The sequence below is a fragment of the Leptospira selangorensis genome (assembly GCF_004769405.1).
GTDB lineage: Bacteria > Spirochaetota > Leptospiria > Leptospirales > Leptospiraceae > Leptospira_B > Leptospira_B selangorensis.
Genome location: NZ_RQES01000019.1, coordinates 394,272 through 410,334, shown reverse-complemented (window position 1 = coordinate 410,334; position 16,063 = coordinate 394,272). Strand labels below are relative to the sequence as shown.

General features: G+C 39.0%; 11 protein-coding genes. 5 read left to right on the top strand and 6 right to left on the bottom strand.

From position 1 onward, the window contains the following. Nucleotides 1-2 precede the first annotated feature (2 nt). Both EHO58_RS17040 and EHO58_RS17035 read left to right on the top strand, forming a co-directional pair. Nucleotides 3-1,931 (top strand): AMP-binding protein, encoded by a 1,929-nt coding sequence (locus tag EHO58_RS17040; protein ID WP_135680720.1) that lies wholly within the window; start codon nucleotides 3-5, stop codon nucleotides 1,929-1,931. A 4-nt stretch (nucleotides 1,932-1,935) separates the two neighbouring features. Further along, nucleotides 1,936-2,565, top strand: a complete 630-nt coding sequence (locus EHO58_RS17035) for a phosphorylase (RefSeq protein WP_135680719.1) — start codon at nucleotides 1,936-1,938, stop codon at nucleotides 2,563-2,565. On the opposite strand, the gene EHO58_RS17030 is transcribed toward EHO58_RS17035, so the two are convergent. Continuing rightward, nucleotides 2,566-4,320, bottom strand: coding sequence for a patatin-like phospholipase family protein (locus tag EHO58_RS17030; RefSeq protein ID WP_135626595.1), 1,755 nt, complete (start codon nucleotides 4,318-4,320; stop codon nucleotides 2,566-2,568). A 129-nt stretch (nucleotides 4,321-4,449) separates the two neighbouring features. Here EHO58_RS17030 and EHO58_RS17025 point away from each other — a divergent pair, with 129 nt between their 5' ends. Beyond that, nucleotides 4,450-5,052 (top strand): DUF4254 domain-containing protein, encoded by a 603-nt coding sequence (locus EHO58_RS17025; RefSeq protein WP_135680718.1) that lies wholly within the window; start codon nucleotides 4,450-4,452, stop codon nucleotides 5,050-5,052. Next, nucleotides 5,049-6,107: a glycosyltransferase family 9 protein gene (locus EHO58_RS17020; RefSeq protein ID WP_135626593.1), complete on the top strand. Its 1,059-nt coding sequence runs from the start codon at nucleotides 5,049-5,051 to the stop codon at nucleotides 6,105-6,107. Before EHO58_RS17025 ends, EHO58_RS17020 begins: the two co-directional genes overlap by 4 nt. Here the strand turns inward: EHO58_RS17020 and EHO58_RS17015 are convergent, their stop codons facing one another. Further along, nucleotides 6,108-7,403 carry a glycosyltransferase gene (locus EHO58_RS17015; RefSeq protein WP_135680717.1) on the bottom strand — a complete coding sequence of 432 codons (1,296 nt, stop codon included), beginning with the start codon at nucleotides 7,401-7,403 and terminating at the stop codon, nucleotides 6,108-6,110. It abuts the gene before it with no gap. A 125-nt stretch (nucleotides 7,404-7,528) separates the two neighbouring features. On the opposite strand from EHO58_RS17015, the gene EHO58_RS17010 reads away from it, so the two are divergent. Continuing rightward, nucleotides 7,529-8,857 (top strand): O-antigen ligase family protein, encoded by a 1,329-nt coding sequence (locus EHO58_RS17010; protein WP_135680716.1) that lies wholly within the window; start codon nucleotides 7,529-7,531, stop codon nucleotides 8,855-8,857. Here EHO58_RS17010 and EHO58_RS17005 read toward each other — a convergent pair. Genes EHO58_RS17005 through uvrC form a run of 4 tightly spaced genes read right to left on the bottom strand, consistent with a single transcriptional unit; the run spans nucleotide 8,837 to nucleotide 16,063 of the window. Further along, nucleotides 8,837-10,594 carry a phospholipase D-like domain-containing protein gene (locus tag EHO58_RS17005; protein WP_135680715.1) on the bottom strand — a complete coding sequence of 586 codons (1,758 nt, stop codon included), beginning with the start codon at nucleotides 10,592-10,594 and terminating at the stop codon, nucleotides 8,837-8,839. The genes EHO58_RS17010 and EHO58_RS17005 overlap by 21 nt on opposite strands. Next, on the bottom strand, nucleotides 10,591-11,979 hold the full coding sequence (locus EHO58_RS17000) for an LA_2168 family protein (RefSeq protein WP_135680714.1): 1,389 nt from the start codon (nucleotides 11,977-11,979) through the stop codon (nucleotides 10,591-10,593). The genes EHO58_RS17005 and EHO58_RS17000 overlap by 4 nt, the downstream gene beginning before the upstream one ends. 11 nt (nucleotides 11,980-11,990) lie before the next feature. Next, nucleotides 11,991-14,126 (bottom strand): LIC11755 family lipoprotein, encoded by a 2,136-nt coding sequence (locus EHO58_RS16995; RefSeq protein ID WP_135680713.1) that lies wholly within the window; start codon nucleotides 14,124-14,126, stop codon nucleotides 11,991-11,993. 50 nt (nucleotides 14,127-14,176) lie between these two features. Then, a complete protein-coding gene (uvrC, locus tag EHO58_RS16990) occupies nucleotides 14,177-16,063 on the bottom strand; it encodes an excinuclease ABC subunit UvrC (protein WP_135626587.1) in 1,887 nt (628 codons plus the stop codon).

Below are 16,063 nucleotides of genomic sequence, written 5' to 3'. Positions count from 1 at the left end.
CTATGGAAAAAAGAAGTATCTATCATCTTGTCAGGGACTCTTGTATCCATTACAAGGATAGACCTTTCCAATGGATCTGGGATGAAAAATTAAAATCATTCTCCGGGATCTCCTATTCCGAATGGTTTTTGAATCTGGAAAATCTTTCCGGGTTTTTCAGACAGAAAAATCTCGTAAAAGGTGATAAGGTAGGCTTATTCTGTGATAATAGGACAGAATGGGCATTATGCTCCTTCTCCGTAATGTGTTCAGGCGGGGCGGATGTCCCAAGAGGATGTGATGCAAGTGAAGATGAGATATTTTATATCTTAGATCACACAGAATCCAAGATCACATTTATAGAAAAAGAACAAGTCCTGGTTAAACTGGGAAATATCCTAAACAGATTAAAACATCTAGAAACCGTAATACTTATAGAGTCTGAAGAAAACTTTGCCTCTTTGGCAAAATTAAAAGCGGCTTATCCTAAAATCGAATTTATAGATCTGGAAACCGCAGTCGCTCAAGGAAGAGCCTGGGTTGAAAAGAAGGGAAAATCACTTCTTCATTCGATCGGCGAATCTTTAACCGAAAATGATATTGCAACGATCATTTATACTTCAGGGACCACTGGAGTTCCAAAAGGTGTAGTATTAAAACATAGATCCTTTACCTGGACGATCGACCAGTTGCAACAATTTGTACCTGCAAATTATTCTGATAGAGTCGTGGTGTTCCTTCCTCCTTGGCATATTGCAGAAAGGATTTTAGAAACGGCGCTTCTTTCTTGGGGTGCCTCACTCGCCTGCTCCAATGTTTCTCAGCTGACTCGCGATTTCGAGATCATCAAACCTACGGTTCTTGTTTCTGTCCCAAGAGTTTGGGAAGCATTGTATCGTAGGATTTGGGACAAGGTTTCTAAATCTTCTCCCGCTAAACTTGTTATTTTTAAAACTGCAGTCCGGATCGCAGAAACTTATAATTCTCTTTTAGATACTGTCACTGGAAATTATTCGGAAACAGAAGAATCGAATAAAGAGGAGAAGTTAACCGACACAGTAGTTTCTACCCTACTTCTTCCCATATTTTATTCTTTGAATATTTTGGCTCAGAAGGTGCTTTCACCTGTGAGGGCTCTATTCGGTGGGCAACTTAGATATGCATTCTGTGGTGCAGGAGCGATGCCTCCTAAGATCCAATTTTTTTTCCGTTCCATGGGAGTTCCCATTATAGAAACTTATGGAATGACTGAGACTACAGGAATGGGAGCCTTAGGGAGTTTTCCAATTCCAAAAACCGGATCAATAGGTCCCGTGTTTCCCGGGGCACATATCAAGTTAGTAAATGAGCAGAATGTTGTAGTTTCCAAACCTGGAGACAAAGGGATCGCTTGGCATAAGGGTCCTCATGTAACCGCAGGTTATTATAAAAATGCGGAACTCACCCAATCCAATTTTTCGGATGGATGGTTTAATTCGGGAGACTTATTCGTTTGGACCAAAACGGGTGAATTAAAATTTGCAGGTAGAGCAAAGGATACGATCGTTCTTTCTTCCGGAGAGAATGTGGAGCCTGAACCTATAGAAGGGAAAATTTTAGAAACCGGTTGGGTGCTGACAGCGGTGGTGATAGGCCAGGACCAAAAGTTTTTGGCGGTTTTAATCGTTCCGGATTTTGCAAAAATCAGAGATCATTTTTCTTCCCAAGGAATTCGTCTTTCTAATGATAATTCCGCCCTTGCCCAAGATCAAAAAGTACTGAAATTTTACAAAGATCTGCTCAAGACTACTATCTCGGAAAAGAACGGTTTTAAAAATTTCGAAAAAATCGGCGAGTTTCGCCTTTTAGACAAAGAGTTCGAAAAAGGAAAAGAACTCACCGAAACCATGAAAGTGAAAAGAAATAAGGTTGCAGAACTCCATGCGCATCTGATAAAAACGATCTTTCTTTAATCAGATGAGCGACCTTAAAATCCAGGACATCCTTTTCTGCGCGGCTTTCGCGGGAGAAATCGACAAACTCAAATCGGATCCTCGGATCCATACCTTCGAAGCAGGCATCGGAGAATTAGAAGCCGCAATCAATCTCCAAAAATATCTTTCAGATCCTTCTAACTGGAAACCTAAGGCGATTTTTGGGATAGGTTCCGCAGGAGTTTATAACTGGATCCCCAGAAAGGATTGGGAAGGCAAATTCGGAATTTCCAAAGTATTCGCAAACTACCAAATCGCATTTTTGGACAAAAAGATCAGACTTCCGGAAAGTATGACTTTCAGATATGAATTCCCCGACTTACAATTCCCATTCGATGGAAACGATTTTATTGAGTCGGCTACCAACGGAACAGGCTCGGTTACCTTGGAAGACCTAAGTCCTCGTGCTTTAGAAAGGATTAAGGGAGAAAGTTTGGGCTTCGAAAATATGGAAGCATTCGGTCTTGCAAAAGTATGCAATCTATTTAATATTCCTTTCGGGACAATATTTGCACTTACGAACAAAGTAGGACCGAAAGGAAGTGAAGAATGGAAACTTTCCTGGAGAAAACATTCAGACAGGCTCCAGGAAAAAATCTTAAGTTATCTTTGACTATTTTTCTGCAGGGAAAAATAGTTTTCGGATATCGCCAATTGCAGCTTCCGTTTCCAATTCCCCTTTCTTAATGATTTCCTTATATTTTCCGAAATCGGTAAATGCAAATTCTTCAATATGCAAATTGATAAAAAGATCCATTTTTTCTTTTCTCAATTTTGTGATCTCTCTTCCTTCTAACGTAATCGCTCTCGCCATAATTTTTAGAATTGGAGGGTAAGTAATATCTTCCCAAAGATTTTTGAAAAATGATTTTCCTGTTACCTTTCTGTCTTCTAAAAGTCTAACGATCCCCTCGTCTCTCAATGGAGAAACGTTTACAGATAAGATCACATCTGCACCTTTTCTTCTGATCAAGTTTTCCGGGACATTATTGATCACTCCACCATCTATCAAAAGATGATCTCCTTTAAATACTGGAGGGAACATACCAGGCAAACTCATCGCAGCAGCAAGAGCTTCCCAAACGGGGCCTTGGTCCATTACATATTCTTGTCCGCTATGAAGATCCACTGCAGAAGTCGCAAATGGGATTTTTAAATCTTCTATCAATTGAGTACCGAATGCATCCTTTAACATTCGGAGCATTCTTTTTCCTTTGAAGAAGGAAATAAGTGGAATGGTTGGATCGAATGGTTTTTCTATCCCCCCGAAAAACTTACCGATCATTTTGAAGATCGAATCAGTGCTCTCTCCTCTTGCATAAAGCGCTCCGATAACAGCTCCAAAGGAAGAACCGCTTACAAAATCAAAACGGATCCCTTCCCTTTCTAAAACTTTCAAAAGTCCTACGTGAGCAAGAGCTCTTGCTCCTCCTCCACCAAGCGCAAGTCCTCTGGTCCTCGACACCAAATATCTTGCAAAAGTTTCTCCTTTATAAAATACTTTTTGGTTTGCGGACTCTTCATGTTTTCTTAATCCGTTTTCGGATACAATGATCCGTGAAGTCCTTCCGGAAAAATTTCTGATCCTTGGTTCCCAATAACCTAAGATCTCATTTTTCTGCTTTAGATTTCTTTCCGGCTTTTCTTCCCAGAAAACGATCTGATCACATTGTTGAACAAGTTTATCCAACTCAGGTTGGATCTCCGGATTTTTAAAATATAGATGTAGTATAGAGGATTTCTTTCTCAATTGAGCGATTGTTCTTATCATCTCAGATACTGATTTCCCTTTGAAAGTATCCATTCTTAAAAGAGAAACATGACCCTCGTGTGACTTCCTACCATTGTCCACAATCGATTCCAAATGTACTTTAAAATCTTCTACTTCTTCTATAGGGATATGGCATACAAGTCTTCTGGGAGAATGTATTTGGCTGGAAGAATCTTCCATCACCTCTCTCATTCTCATGCCCATGAGCCTCATCAAATTTTGAGAAAGTACTCTTTCTTTAGCGGCTAATTTTAGGAAATATTCTCCGTCCAAAACATATAACTGTGTATCCAGGATTGCGGTTGCAGAACCGGTATGAGCTGTTCTTGTAAGAACGCTATTCTCCGCGAATACGTCACCTTCTCCCAAGTAACGAACAGTTTTGCCCGCTTCTCCCAAGGTCATCATTACTTCTCCGTGTCGGATTATGTAAAGTTCCTTGGAGATCTCTCCCTTATAATAAATGACCGTGTGATTATGAACGTGTCGTTCTTCTATATGACCATAAAGTAAGACTAGTAATTTTCTCGGGAGACCCTTGAACAAGGGGATAGACGCTAAAAATTGCAACGCTTCCGGAGGTACTATTTTTTTCATGCGGGCAAAATCCTAACCTGGGAAATTTATTTTGTAAAGCGGAACTAGATCGTAACTCTGGTATTAGCCGACGGACCGACAATAGGAAATCCTCTTGATTTTTGGTCTATCGCGTAAATTCTAGCTCCGATGAAGTTAGAATCGGCCAAAGTGGTTGAGATATTCAAAAATTCCGTCACGGACTGGCATAAAGAGGAAGTACTTTCTCCCAATCCATTCCCTCAATCTTCCCTCGAGTTCCTATTTTACCAAAAAAACCAGATAGATACTATCCAATGGCATGTGGAAGACGAAATCAGAAGGCCGGATCTACCAGATAAGGATCTGGTCCAGTTCAAAAGAAAAATAGACGCTTTGAACCAGGAAAGGACTGACCTAGTAGAACAGATAGACGATCAGATCTCAGCAATGTACAAGTCCGTAGAAAGAAAGCCGAATGCCAGAATGAACTCTGAAACCCCGGCTTGGCTGATTGACAGGATGAGTATCCTGGAACTCAAAATTTATCATATGAAAGAACAAACGGAAAGAAAGGATGTAAGCCCCGATCATATCATTACCTGCCAAAACAAGCTGAATGTTTTGTTGGAGCAAAGGACCGATCTTTCCAAATGTCTGGATGAACTTCTGGACGATTTATCTAAAGGAGATAAATTCTATAAGGTGTATAGGCAGATGAAAATGTATAACGACAAAAATCTGAACCCATCCTTATATACAAAACAAGCATGAATCTTTTGGTGCTAAGATTCTCAGCGATGGGAGATGTTGCCTTGATGGCTCCGGCTTTGATTGCCGTAGCCGCCAAGTATACGAATATACAACTAACCGTCGTAACCAGAGGGAACTATGCTCCCTTCTTTTATAATATCCCGAACGTTCATGTGATCGGGATCAATCTCAAAAAGTATAAAGGCCTCTCCGGATTATATCGTTTATTCAAAGAATTGAATAAATTAGGCCCTTATGAAAAGATCGTGGACCTTCACTCCAGCGTTAGATCCCGTTTTATCAGTTTTTTCTTTTGGATCAGAGGAGTTTCCGTTTTTAGGATTATTAAAGGAAGACGGGAAAAAATGCGCCAGATACGCAAGACGCGAAAAGTTTTGCGTAAACTTCCTCACACTGTAGATAGATATCTTAAAGTTTTTGAAAAAGCGGGATTTCCTGCAACTGTACGCAAAGGTCCTTGGATCAATGTGGATCCCGAATCCAAAATTTACGCTAAAGACTTCCTTCTTGCCAGAAAGATAGATAAGAAGGAAGGGCTCTGGGTGGGTTATGCACCTTTTGCTGGCCATAAGCTAAAAGAATGGCCTATGGAAAAAAGCCTAGAATTACTCAAACTATTAAAAGAAGAATTTCCAAATATTAGAATATTCTTATTCGGTTCCTCCCAGGAAGCAGTCCAGATGGAAGAATGGAGAAATGGGGACCAGTCCATGACAATCGTTTCCGGTGGTAAACTTGGAATACGAGGTGAATTAGGTATCATGGAAAGAATGGATGTAATCATCGGAATGGATTCTTCCAATATTCATATTGCAGCACTTCTGAAACGTCCCGTGATCGCTCTATTCGGAACCACTCACCCACTTTCCGGATTTGCACCTTTTGGTCAGGAAGATACTGGAGTTTTGCAGATAGACGATCTGCCTTGCAGGCCATGTAGTATTTACGGAAATACTACATGTTATCGAAAAGACTTTGCCTGTATGGAAAGAATTACTCCGGAAGACGTGATCAAACGGATCAACGTCATCAAGAATATTAATACACTTTTTTGATCAGCCCATGATCCCGAAAGGATCCAAAGAGAAGATCGTATTCAATATAGATCTTTTCTTTTTCTTATTCTTTTGGTCAGCGACCGATTTATAAACTTCTTCCATTCTATCCACACATGCTTTCATTTCATGGCTTTGTGAAATTTTTAAGGATTCCTTGGAGAAGGAAGCATACATAGTAGGATCTTCTAAAATTCGAACCGTTTTCTCCGCAATATCCCTTACATCGAATGGTTTCGCGATAAATCCATTCACTCCGTCATGAATCAATTCCGGGATCGCAAATGAATCCACACCCACTGCAGGAAGACCGCAGGCCACGGATTCTAAAATTACAAGTCCTTGGGTTTCCATGGTAGAAGCAGTCAAGAATAGATCGTAATTCGGATAGTGATTTGGTAGTTCCGCTCTATCTATAAAGCCTGTAAATGTAATTGCTTGGTCTATACCTAATTTTTGGGCTTGGACCTTCAGAGAGGCCAAAGCGGGTCCATCTCCTATGATTGTTAGAGTGGCAGATGGGATCTTCTCTATAATCAGTTTGAAAGAGTTTATGATCACATCACAATTTTTCTCGTAGGAGATCCTACCAACATGCAGAAGTTTAGGACTCTCTGAAAGAGTTTTAGGACTCCCTTTAAATTGAGAAAGATCCAATCCGTTAGAGATAACTGCCACAGGCTTTTTTAATCCGAACTCTTCTAATTGTTTTTTGATCAGGTGAGAAGGAGAAATAATCAGGTCGCATCGGTCGTATAAATTATTCGTAATTTTCAGAATGATCTTTTTACGAATATTGAACTTATCGAATTTTTCGAACTTCACCAAGTCCTTTATCTTGATCTTCTTATTCAACTTTCCAATTCTCATGAAAAGTTTATCCAGCTTAAGAAGGCGATAAAAGGAAAGATACATGTCCTGCTCGGACATCAATGTATGATAAGTTCCTATACTTGGAATCCCGTATTTTTCAGTAGCATTGATCCCATAGACTCCCATAAGCCCCGGAGTGTGGATATGCACCAGATCGGGCTGGAATTCCTTGATCGCTCTTTTGATCTTAGAAGGAGAAGGTAAAACAACTTTGATATCAGGGTAACTAGGCAGGTATCCGCTTCTGAATCTTTCCAAACGGATATGATCTCCCATCGTATCGAAATCACCTTCTCCATAACGTGGACAACAAATCAAAAATTCATGTCCTCTTTCGGCGAGTGCTTCCGCAAAATTTCTCATTGAAATAGCGACCCCGTCTATTTTGGGTAAAAAGGTGTCCGAAAAATAAAGAATCTTCATCTAGGTTCCTAATGCGGAACCAATCTCCTCCATAATATGGATTTTACCACTCCATTACAGAAATCTATGTGAAAAATAATCGAATTTACAAAGAATAGATCGGTGAGATTATTTCCAGAATCCAGATGAAAGAGTTTTTGAAAAAGGCGCATCTATTCTGTTTACTCGCAACCATTCCTTCGATCGGAATTTCGGTCAGTCTCAGCCAGGGATTTCTGGTGCTTTCCTTTTTTTTCGGAATAGCAGACCAATTAAAATCAGGAAATTGGAAGGAGATCCTACCGAATCATCCTGTTTCTAAAATTGCTATTTCTCTTTTCCTATGGTACGGGATCGTTTTTTTGATCCATCTCGTTTTCGATAATTCCAGTGGATACGCAAAGGCAGCTTGGAATGGAGAATTAAAAGACTTCTTCCTATTTTTTGGATTACTCTCTGTAGGATTTACTAGAAAGGAAGATTTGCCTAAAATATATAAAGCACTCTTCTGGCTTTTTTTACTCCTGGTATTTACAGGAGTTGCAGGAGGTTTCACTCCTGTCCGGCTTTCCAGACTTATTAGTGATCTTTACAAAACGTCCAGTAGTTATAGATTTACACATCCGTTAGGTTCTATTTCTTCCATACCTCTTTATATCTCCATAGGTCTGATGAATACCCATTTGACCTTCGGAGGATTACTACAATTTTTCTCCGCTTTTGCAGTATTCGGATTTCTTAGAACTCTAATCCAAGGGGATAAAAAGAAGATACTATTCGCGGGAATTCTTCTATTTTTATACTGCTTAGTATTCTTATTAAACCAAGCAAGATCCAGTATGATCGGAGCTGGCGTGAGTATCTTTTTTGCAGGTGTTCATTTATTCTTTATCAGAAAAGAATTTTCAAAATCCTTTTTGATCAAAGGAGCCTCCCTCTTCTTAGGACTCTTATTCTTGATCGGGATAGTGCTTACATTTAGTCCTGCAGGAAAGAAGGTGATCGGGCCACTTTTCGGAAAAGAAAAACATACGGACTCAGGAAGAACATTCATCTGGGATTCAAGTTTTCCACTCATCCAAGAGCATCCGATCATTGGAGCGGGCCCTGGAAATTATAATAAAGAGATCGAAAAGATAAGAATCGAACATTCAGAAACATATTCCGAACTCTCCTATTTTTACGAAGTCACACAAAGAGGACATGCTCATAACGATTATTTCCATTTGGCTTCCGTATTCGGTATCCCTGCTGCATTGATCTATTTGGCATTAGGAGGAATTCTAATCGCTTATCTGTTCCAATCCAAACAGGATTTTCAAAAACTAGTATTCTTTTACGGACTGATCGGGTTTTTTGTATCCGGATTATTCCAGTGTTATTTCCAGGATGATGAAGTGGTCATTCTTTTCTGGATTTTATTAGGACTTTTCGTAAAAGGAGAAATACTAATCTCAGAGAGAGATAACGCATAAGTTTTTCCTTCTTTGGTTAGGAAGTCCTTGCTCCGAAAAAAAAGCAGAATCTGATTTAGAATATTGATACGAAAGACCCAAACCTTCCTTATAATTATAAACTGAAAATAATATCTGCTCCGGCCAGCTCAGATTATAATTAATAGCTTTATAACAGAAATATAAACCGAAATCCTCATATTCAACTAAGACAACACCGGAATTCGAACTTACACTTTCCGAAAGATAATATACACCATCTTCTAATAAAACTCCTAGTTTCCGAGGAAGTTTTCCTCTTTCTAAGATCCATACATGTTGTGGTAATTTTTCAGAGATAAGTTCGAAAAGCTCAGATTCATTCGGAAAAATCCAAACTCCTGCTGATCCTAAAAAATAATCCGGTCTCAAAAACCGAGAAGGTTTTAAAATCGAAGAATAAAATTCTTCCATCAAATCCGATTTAGGAAGAAAAAATCCGGTCTTTCCATTTATGAGGAATGACTGAATTCCTAAATTTTCCGTTCCATCTTTTGGAAATTCATTTTTACCTCCAAAATTGCGAGAGCTAATGGAGATATAATCGGTTATAGATTTACAAGATTCATCTTTCCACCTGTATAAATTATTCCAACGAAACCAAAGAAATCCGATCTCTAAATACAAATCTGCTGGTTGTGTTCCAGATCTGCAAATCTGATCAGTCACTGGGTCCAATATATAATTAGAATCAATCGATAATTCTGCGGCCGCTGTTTCTACACGTTTGGATTTACTTCGTATATTCTCCCATTCTTGCTTAAATTCTTTTGCGATCCGAGTATCTTTCATGGCGATCAGAATTTCCCTGTTAGAATCCCTTGCGCTTAAAGAATAATTATAAGATCCGGTTAAAACTTCCAAATCATCTAAGATCATAGTTTTGTGATGTAGAAGTCCCCCTTTTCCGATCGTAGGATCATCTAAGATATCCTCATTCCCATCCTCCATGATCTCAATTCCTGGAATTCCCGATAAAATTTTCCCTTCCGGATCCACAGGTCGATTATAGATCCCGCTAATCGATCCGTGATTGGTCCGAGTAAATGCTGAACTTAAAATCGGATCATAATGATCGAAGATCAAATATCGAATGGAATGACGAGAAGAAAGAATAGAATCAAAAAGTCTAGTTTGGATTAAAGATCCCTCCTGAGGAGAATTCCAAAATTCTAATCCGGCAATTTTTAGAACAGGGAATGGATAATCTTCCTTTAGAAAAGAATAAAAATTTTCCCATTCCTTTCTATTCAGTTTAAATTCTAAATACCCATTATGATCCTGCTCCAAACCGTAATAAGTAAAATTTCCTGTTCCAATAAATACCAATGACTGATCAGAAACCAAAACCTTGGTATGCTGTAGGCCTGTCCCTTTCCAATATTTCAAAAAAGGTAGAATAGAAATTGGATATGATTTCCCCCATTCTCCCATCAGCTCCAAACGAACTCCTCTTCTATCTGCTTGGATGAGTTCTGATTCTATTTCAGGATCGGAGAAGGAATAGATATGCATATAGATGGATTCTTTAGTTTCTCGGATGATTCGTAAGATTTCATCCCTTACAATTCTCTTTTTGCCGATCGGAACGAATCTACCTGGATAAGAAAAAAACACCTTGGGATATAATTCATCTTCCCAGAAAACGGAAACTTCTTCTTCGGTTCTTTCGCAATTGCAAAAACAAAGGAGTGCAAATAAGAATGAAAACTTCTTCATTTCCAAACTCCTACTATACGGAAAAGCATGTACCATTGTTTAAGTCCGGTTGTATCGTCCGACTCAAAACCTCCTAAATCCAATTCGATCTTGGAAGAATCATCATCCAAAGGAGACCAGGAAATGTTTACACCCGCCTCTCTCAGGAATTTGTTTTGTATATTCTTGGAAGAAATTGTCCAAAGACCGGAGGAAGAATTTTCCTCCCTCAAAAATCCTATATATGTAAAATGTATTCCTGGTGAAATTCCAAAGAACTTTCCTTCCGCTTTCCAGCCGAATAAGTTTGCAGGTCTTTTGCCTGGAAAATTAGTCTCTTCTCTTTCTAATCCTTTGTCTGTGATCCAAGTAGAAGGATAAAATCCCCAGACCTGTTGTAAGATAGGATTTGAAATGGGAGAAGCGCCCATTCCTACAAAACCAAGTTCTAAAATTTCACCCTGAGAAGATCTTTTCTCTCGATCAGGCAGAAAACCAAAGATGGAAATTTTTCCGAATGTATTATAAAATCCTAAATCAAATCGGAGAGCTTCTCCACTAATCGGAATAGATCTTTCAGCACGAGAGGGATGATATCCTGTTATATCAATCCCTCTAGAAAGGAAAAAATCCCCGGAAACATAAAAATACTTCCAGAGAAATCCAAGTCCGACTCTCCATTCAACTAGATAGTCTCTATCTCCATCTATCGTTTCCGATTTAGATTCTTTTGTATCAGAACCGAATCTTCCCCAATTTCCCAAAGAAAGATAACGCACTCTAAATCTATATACAAAACGATCTTCTTTATTTCCTGTTAAGCTGATCCCGGCTCTATATCTGGATCGGGAAGAAAATACCGTATCCTCTTTAGAGACCAATTCTTCTCTTGCTTGTTTCGGAAGAAATGATTCTCTTCCCTGCAATTTCAACCATTGGTTTTCTATTAAGGGAAATCCTCTGTATAGATCCAAAAAATCGAATCTGATCTTGATACGATCCAATTCGGTTTCTGCAAATAATCCTTCTACTCCGTCTTTCCAAGAAGACCAGGCAGGAAATTCTTCAAAATCTGATTTTCTTCCTGCTCCCCATAAAATTCCTTTATAAAGAATTCCGAAGTATGAATTCTTTCCGGGCAAAAATACCACTCCTGAAGTTGGAGTGGTGATCAATATCCATTCTAAGTTTGTTTGGAATTTATCTTTATACTTTTCAAATTTAAAACCAAGGATCGCAGGAGAAGATAAGGCTGCGATACGAGAATTTTGATTTTCTTCTGCGATCCTTCCTTGGGTCCTAAATAAGATCCATTGAAAATAGATCTCCAAAGAAGGATTTGGAATTTCTTCTGAAGATATGAGTTGGGCATACAAAAATAAAAATAAGAAGAAGATTCTTTTCATGATCCACCTTCTTATTCCGAAATTCCAGGATGAGCATCGGTCAAAGGACAGCTTGGATCACGATAAGGTTTACCTAGATAAGAACTTGCAGACCAAATCCTCCCGGCGGATTCCAGTTTAGAATATGCCGATTTTCGAATCTTGTTTCGAGTATCGTTTACTCCTGGACCTGAAGAACTGTATGCGAATTCATCCCAAAGCTCTCCAGTATAAGGATCATAAATTTTAAGAATATTTGATCCGGAAGAAGGTAAGCTGAAACTTGTATCCTTCCAAAACTCTGTTTGAGGAAAACAGGTCGACTTTCCGGAAGAAAGCAAACTTAAACCTTCTTTCTCTAAAGGTAGCAGAATAGAAACTATAGTTCCATTCCCTTGGATGATCTCTAAAAATATAGATTCTGGAGAGTTTTCAGTAATAGATATAAATTCCAAAAATCTATCTTTTGAGATTGGATCCGCGCTTTGGTAAGAACCCATCCAAGAAACTTCCGAAAACCCCGCCTTGCTTACTAGTTGTGATCTTTGACAAAATTTTCGAGCAGCTGAAGTCCTTGGATTTTCCCTTGCTATAGTTGATTGTGAGAAAACGAACTGTGATTCGTTGTTTAAGTATGGATCGGCTGAATAGGGGTGAAGAAAGGCCTGTCCATTTTGAAAACAAACACTCACAGTTTCTCCATTCGTTTTTTGGAGAATTATACGAGTTGGAATTCCTTTAGAAGTCCTGAAGATCCCATCCCAGAGAACCTTCTCCTTTCCTTTCGAATTCGATATGGAAACAAGATCGTTCGTAGTAACTGACTTAAAAACCGAAAAGGAATAGGAAGGTTTTCCCAGCAGAAAAGGAAGATTTCCAATGCTGAGTATTTCTCCTTCCGAAATTTTCTGATTGATCCGGAGGGGAAATAGATTTTTTCCCCAGCTAATTTTTAAGGAAGAAGGATCACAAATTGACCTTCCTTTATAGATCAGATCTAAATATTTCCAATCTTCTTTTAGAATACCCTTATGTAATAACCCGCTCGGATTTAATTCTTCTAATTCAAAATCATTTGGATCGCAGTCAGTCTTATTCTCGGCGCCAGAGATTTGATTCTCTCCGGGATCCATACAGAACTTTGAAATCGTTTCGCAAATAGAAAATGAATTTCCTTTCCAGGAATAATATGTTTCTCCGAATAGATATCCCGTTCCTGGAAGATTGAACTCAAAAGACCGATCTCCCTTGCGAAGCAAAATTTTTCCGACCTTCTTTAAATCTCCCCATTTGATTCCGGAAAGAGATATATTTTCTAGAGAGGCGGAATCTTCCGCATAAATTCGAGTCTCCCGGCCGGAAATAAAACCTGTTGTTTGAGGAAGTAATACATTGTTTCCGAATAGGCTAAATTCCAATCCTTCTTCACAAATTGGAAAAGTGTTTGGATTATAGATCTCAATCCATCTTCCTAAATTGGAATTTGTTTCTCCGAAAATTTCAGTAATGATCGGAACGGAAGAAATGCAGTTTTCTAATCCAATTCGATTCTTAACTCGGATCGAATTTTGGATCTCTTGTTCTAAACTTGATGATTTAAATGAAAATCCAAGATAAACCTCAGATTCTCCCAAAGGAGAAAGAACCAAAACTGAAGTTCCATTCGAAAATGTGAATATACTAAAATTTTTAAAATGATTTTTAAGATTAAAATTGGTTCTATCCCAAACCTCGGTTCCGGCATTTAAGGATTTTAGCTTTCTATCTCCTATGAGTGAAAATTTAGGACCTTCTACTTTTTTTCTTATCCCGGAAAATGGATAGGTCCCTATTTTATACTCGGAGTCATCCGAAAGTGTAGAAGTAAATTCGGGAATTATCGAACCTTCTCTCCAGGCGGAAAGAGCCTGCGCAAATTCGGAAATTCCGGTACTATCAATACAGATCCGGATCCTAAAATTGGGATCTTCTCCAGAGATAAAACAAGTATGACCATTCTCTTGGACCAGGTCTGAAATGAGTCTAGGATCTCCCGCACGAATTGGATCGTATTGGAATTGAACAGATCTTTCCGTATCTTCCCAAACTAACTCGGGTGTAGTGTCCTGCTTACAGGAAGCCGAAATGAAAAAGATGATTAAGACGAAAGCAAGTAGTATTGTTTGCATTTTTCCCTCTAGAGCTACCTGTCTGGGGAAAAACTTCTTACTTGCGATTTTTAGGAATTAGAGTTGGAATTTTCCGGAATTATGATTCCGCCGGTCTCACTGCTTTGGTTTGCAGAAGTATGAAAATAATTATAAATTTTTTCTGCGAGCGCTTCTCCAATGCCTGGGACTTTCATTAGTTCTGCAATATTTGCATCTTCTATTTTTTTTTGGCCTGAGAACGATTGTAGCAATAGTTTACTTCTTTTTAAACCGATATCAGGAACTTCTCGGATCAAACCGGTTAAAGCTTCGCGATTTCTTCTGGAACGATGGTGTTCTACTCCGAATCTATGCGCCTCATCTCTAAGATGCCGAAGTAATCTCATCCCGGGAGAGTTCATATCAAAACTATAAGGAGAACTTTCTCCGGGGAAATAGATCTCTTCTCTTTTTTTAGCAAGTCCTACCATAGGCAGATTTGCCGCGCCTGCTTCTACCGCGGCCTCGCAAGCTCTTCCAAGCTGTGTAGGACCTCCGTCGATCACGATTAGATCAGGCATTACACCGTCTTCATTGATAATCCTTTGTAATCTTCTGGAAATCACCTCATGCATCATTCCAGGATCATTAATCCCTTCATAACCTCTGATATTATACTTTCTATAACCTTGTTTGAATGGTTTTCCTTCTACGAACATCACACCGCTCGCCACCGGAAAAGATCCTTGGAAATGAGAAATATCGTAACATTCCATGATATGAGGAGGTTCCTTAAGTTGGAACATATCTTGGATCTCTTTTAAAGCGACTGTTTGGTCTTTATAATGAGTAGCGAGAAGCCTTTCCGTAAGTCCAAGTTCCGCGTTTTTTTCCGCAATCTTCAGGAGAGACTTCTTTTCTCCTGCTTTGGGAAATCTTAATTTAGGTCGAAACCCAGTTTTTTCCTGTAGGAAGTCCAACACCGTCTCCCCTTCTTCTTTTAAACCGAAGGGAACTACTATACTAGCAGGGATCATACCCGCTCCCATATAATAATCCCGGAAGAAGGAGGATAATATTTCCTCTTCTGTAGAATTCTGCACACCTTGTAGAGGGAAAGATTTTTTATTATCGAGAAGCCCGCCCCGAACTTCCATAAGAACCACTTGTCCCTCATCTTCCTTACGAGCAAATGCGATCACATCTTCGTCACCGCCATCCATACTCACCACAGTTTGTTTCTGTCGGAAGATCTGAAGTCTTCCTAACATATCTCTGTATCTGGCGGCGATCTCAAATTCCATTTTACCGGAATACTCGTCCATACGTTTGGTGAGTTCGTTTGCCAGGACTTCTTTTTTGCCTTCTAAAAACTGAATGATCTGATTTACGATAACCGCATATTCATCTTCTGGAACTGTTCCTTGGCAAGGACCCAGACATCTTCCCATTTGGAAATTCAAACAAGGACGTTTAGGTTTAGGAAGTGGAAGTTTCTGTCTAACTTTTCGAATTGGGAAAATTCGGAGTATCACATCTAAAATTTCACGAGTGGTCCTAACATCTGTAAAAGGACCGAAATATCTGTCCCCATTATCCTTTATTTTACGCGTGATAAACACCATCGGATAAGGTTCCGAAAGGGAAACACAGATATATGGATATTTTTTATCGTCCTTTAAACGTACATTATATCTAGGATTATGTTTTTTGATCAGAGTTGCTTCTAAAATTAAAGCTTCTTTTTCATTGGAAGTTGCAAACCAATCCAGATCAAAAATTTCTCTCTGAAGATATCTAGTCTTAAGGTCCGTTTGTTTTTCTTTTAAATAGTTACGGATCCGTTTATCTAAATTTTTCGCCTTGCCGACATAGATCACCTCTCCTTCTGAATTCTTCCAGAGATAACATCCAGGAGAACCGGTCAGGTTTTTGAGTTTTTCTACAATCAGAGTATGATTGATCACTTCAGGCAT

Excerpts from the sequence above, each read along its gene's own strand:
- EHO58_RS17000 (WP_135680714.1), bottom strand. The coding sequence starts at position 11,979 with ATGAAAAGAATCTTCTTCTTATTTTTATTTTTGTATGCCCAACTCATA.
- EHO58_RS17010 (WP_135680716.1), top strand. The coding sequence starts at position 7,529 with ATGAAAGAGTTTTTGAAAAAGGCGCATCTATTCTGTTTACTCGCAACC.
- EHO58_RS17005 (WP_135680715.1), bottom strand. The coding sequence starts at position 10,594 with ATGAAGAAGTTTTCATTCTTATTTGCACTCCTTTGTTTTTGCAATTGC.
- EHO58_RS17025 (WP_135680718.1), top strand. The coding sequence starts at position 4,450 with ATGAAGTTAGAATCGGCCAAAGTGGTTGAGATATTCAAAAATTCCGTC.
- EHO58_RS17040 (WP_135680720.1), top strand. The coding sequence starts at position 3 with ATGGAAAAAAGAAGTATCTATCATCTTGTCAGGGACTCTTGTATCCAT.
- EHO58_RS17020 (WP_135626593.1), top strand. The coding sequence starts at position 5,049 with ATGAATCTTTTGGTGCTAAGATTCTCAGCGATGGGAGATGTTGCCTTG.
- EHO58_RS17015 (WP_135680717.1), bottom strand. The coding sequence starts at position 7,403 with ATGAAGATTCTTTATTTTTCGGACACCTTTTTACCCAAAATAGACGGG.
- EHO58_RS17030 (WP_135626595.1), bottom strand. The coding sequence starts at position 4,320 with ATGAAAAAAATAGTACCTCCGGAAGCGTTGCAATTTTTAGCGTCTATC.
- uvrC (WP_135626587.1), bottom strand. The coding sequence starts at position 16,063 with ATGCCTGAAGTGATCAATCATACTCTGATTGTAGAAAAACTCAAAAAC.
- EHO58_RS16995 (WP_135680713.1), bottom strand. The coding sequence starts at position 14,126 with ATGCAAACAATACTACTTGCTTTCGTCTTAATCATCTTTTTCATTTCG.
- EHO58_RS17035 (WP_135680719.1), top strand. The coding sequence starts at position 1,936 with ATGAGCGACCTTAAAATCCAGGACATCCTTTTCTGCGCGGCTTTCGCG.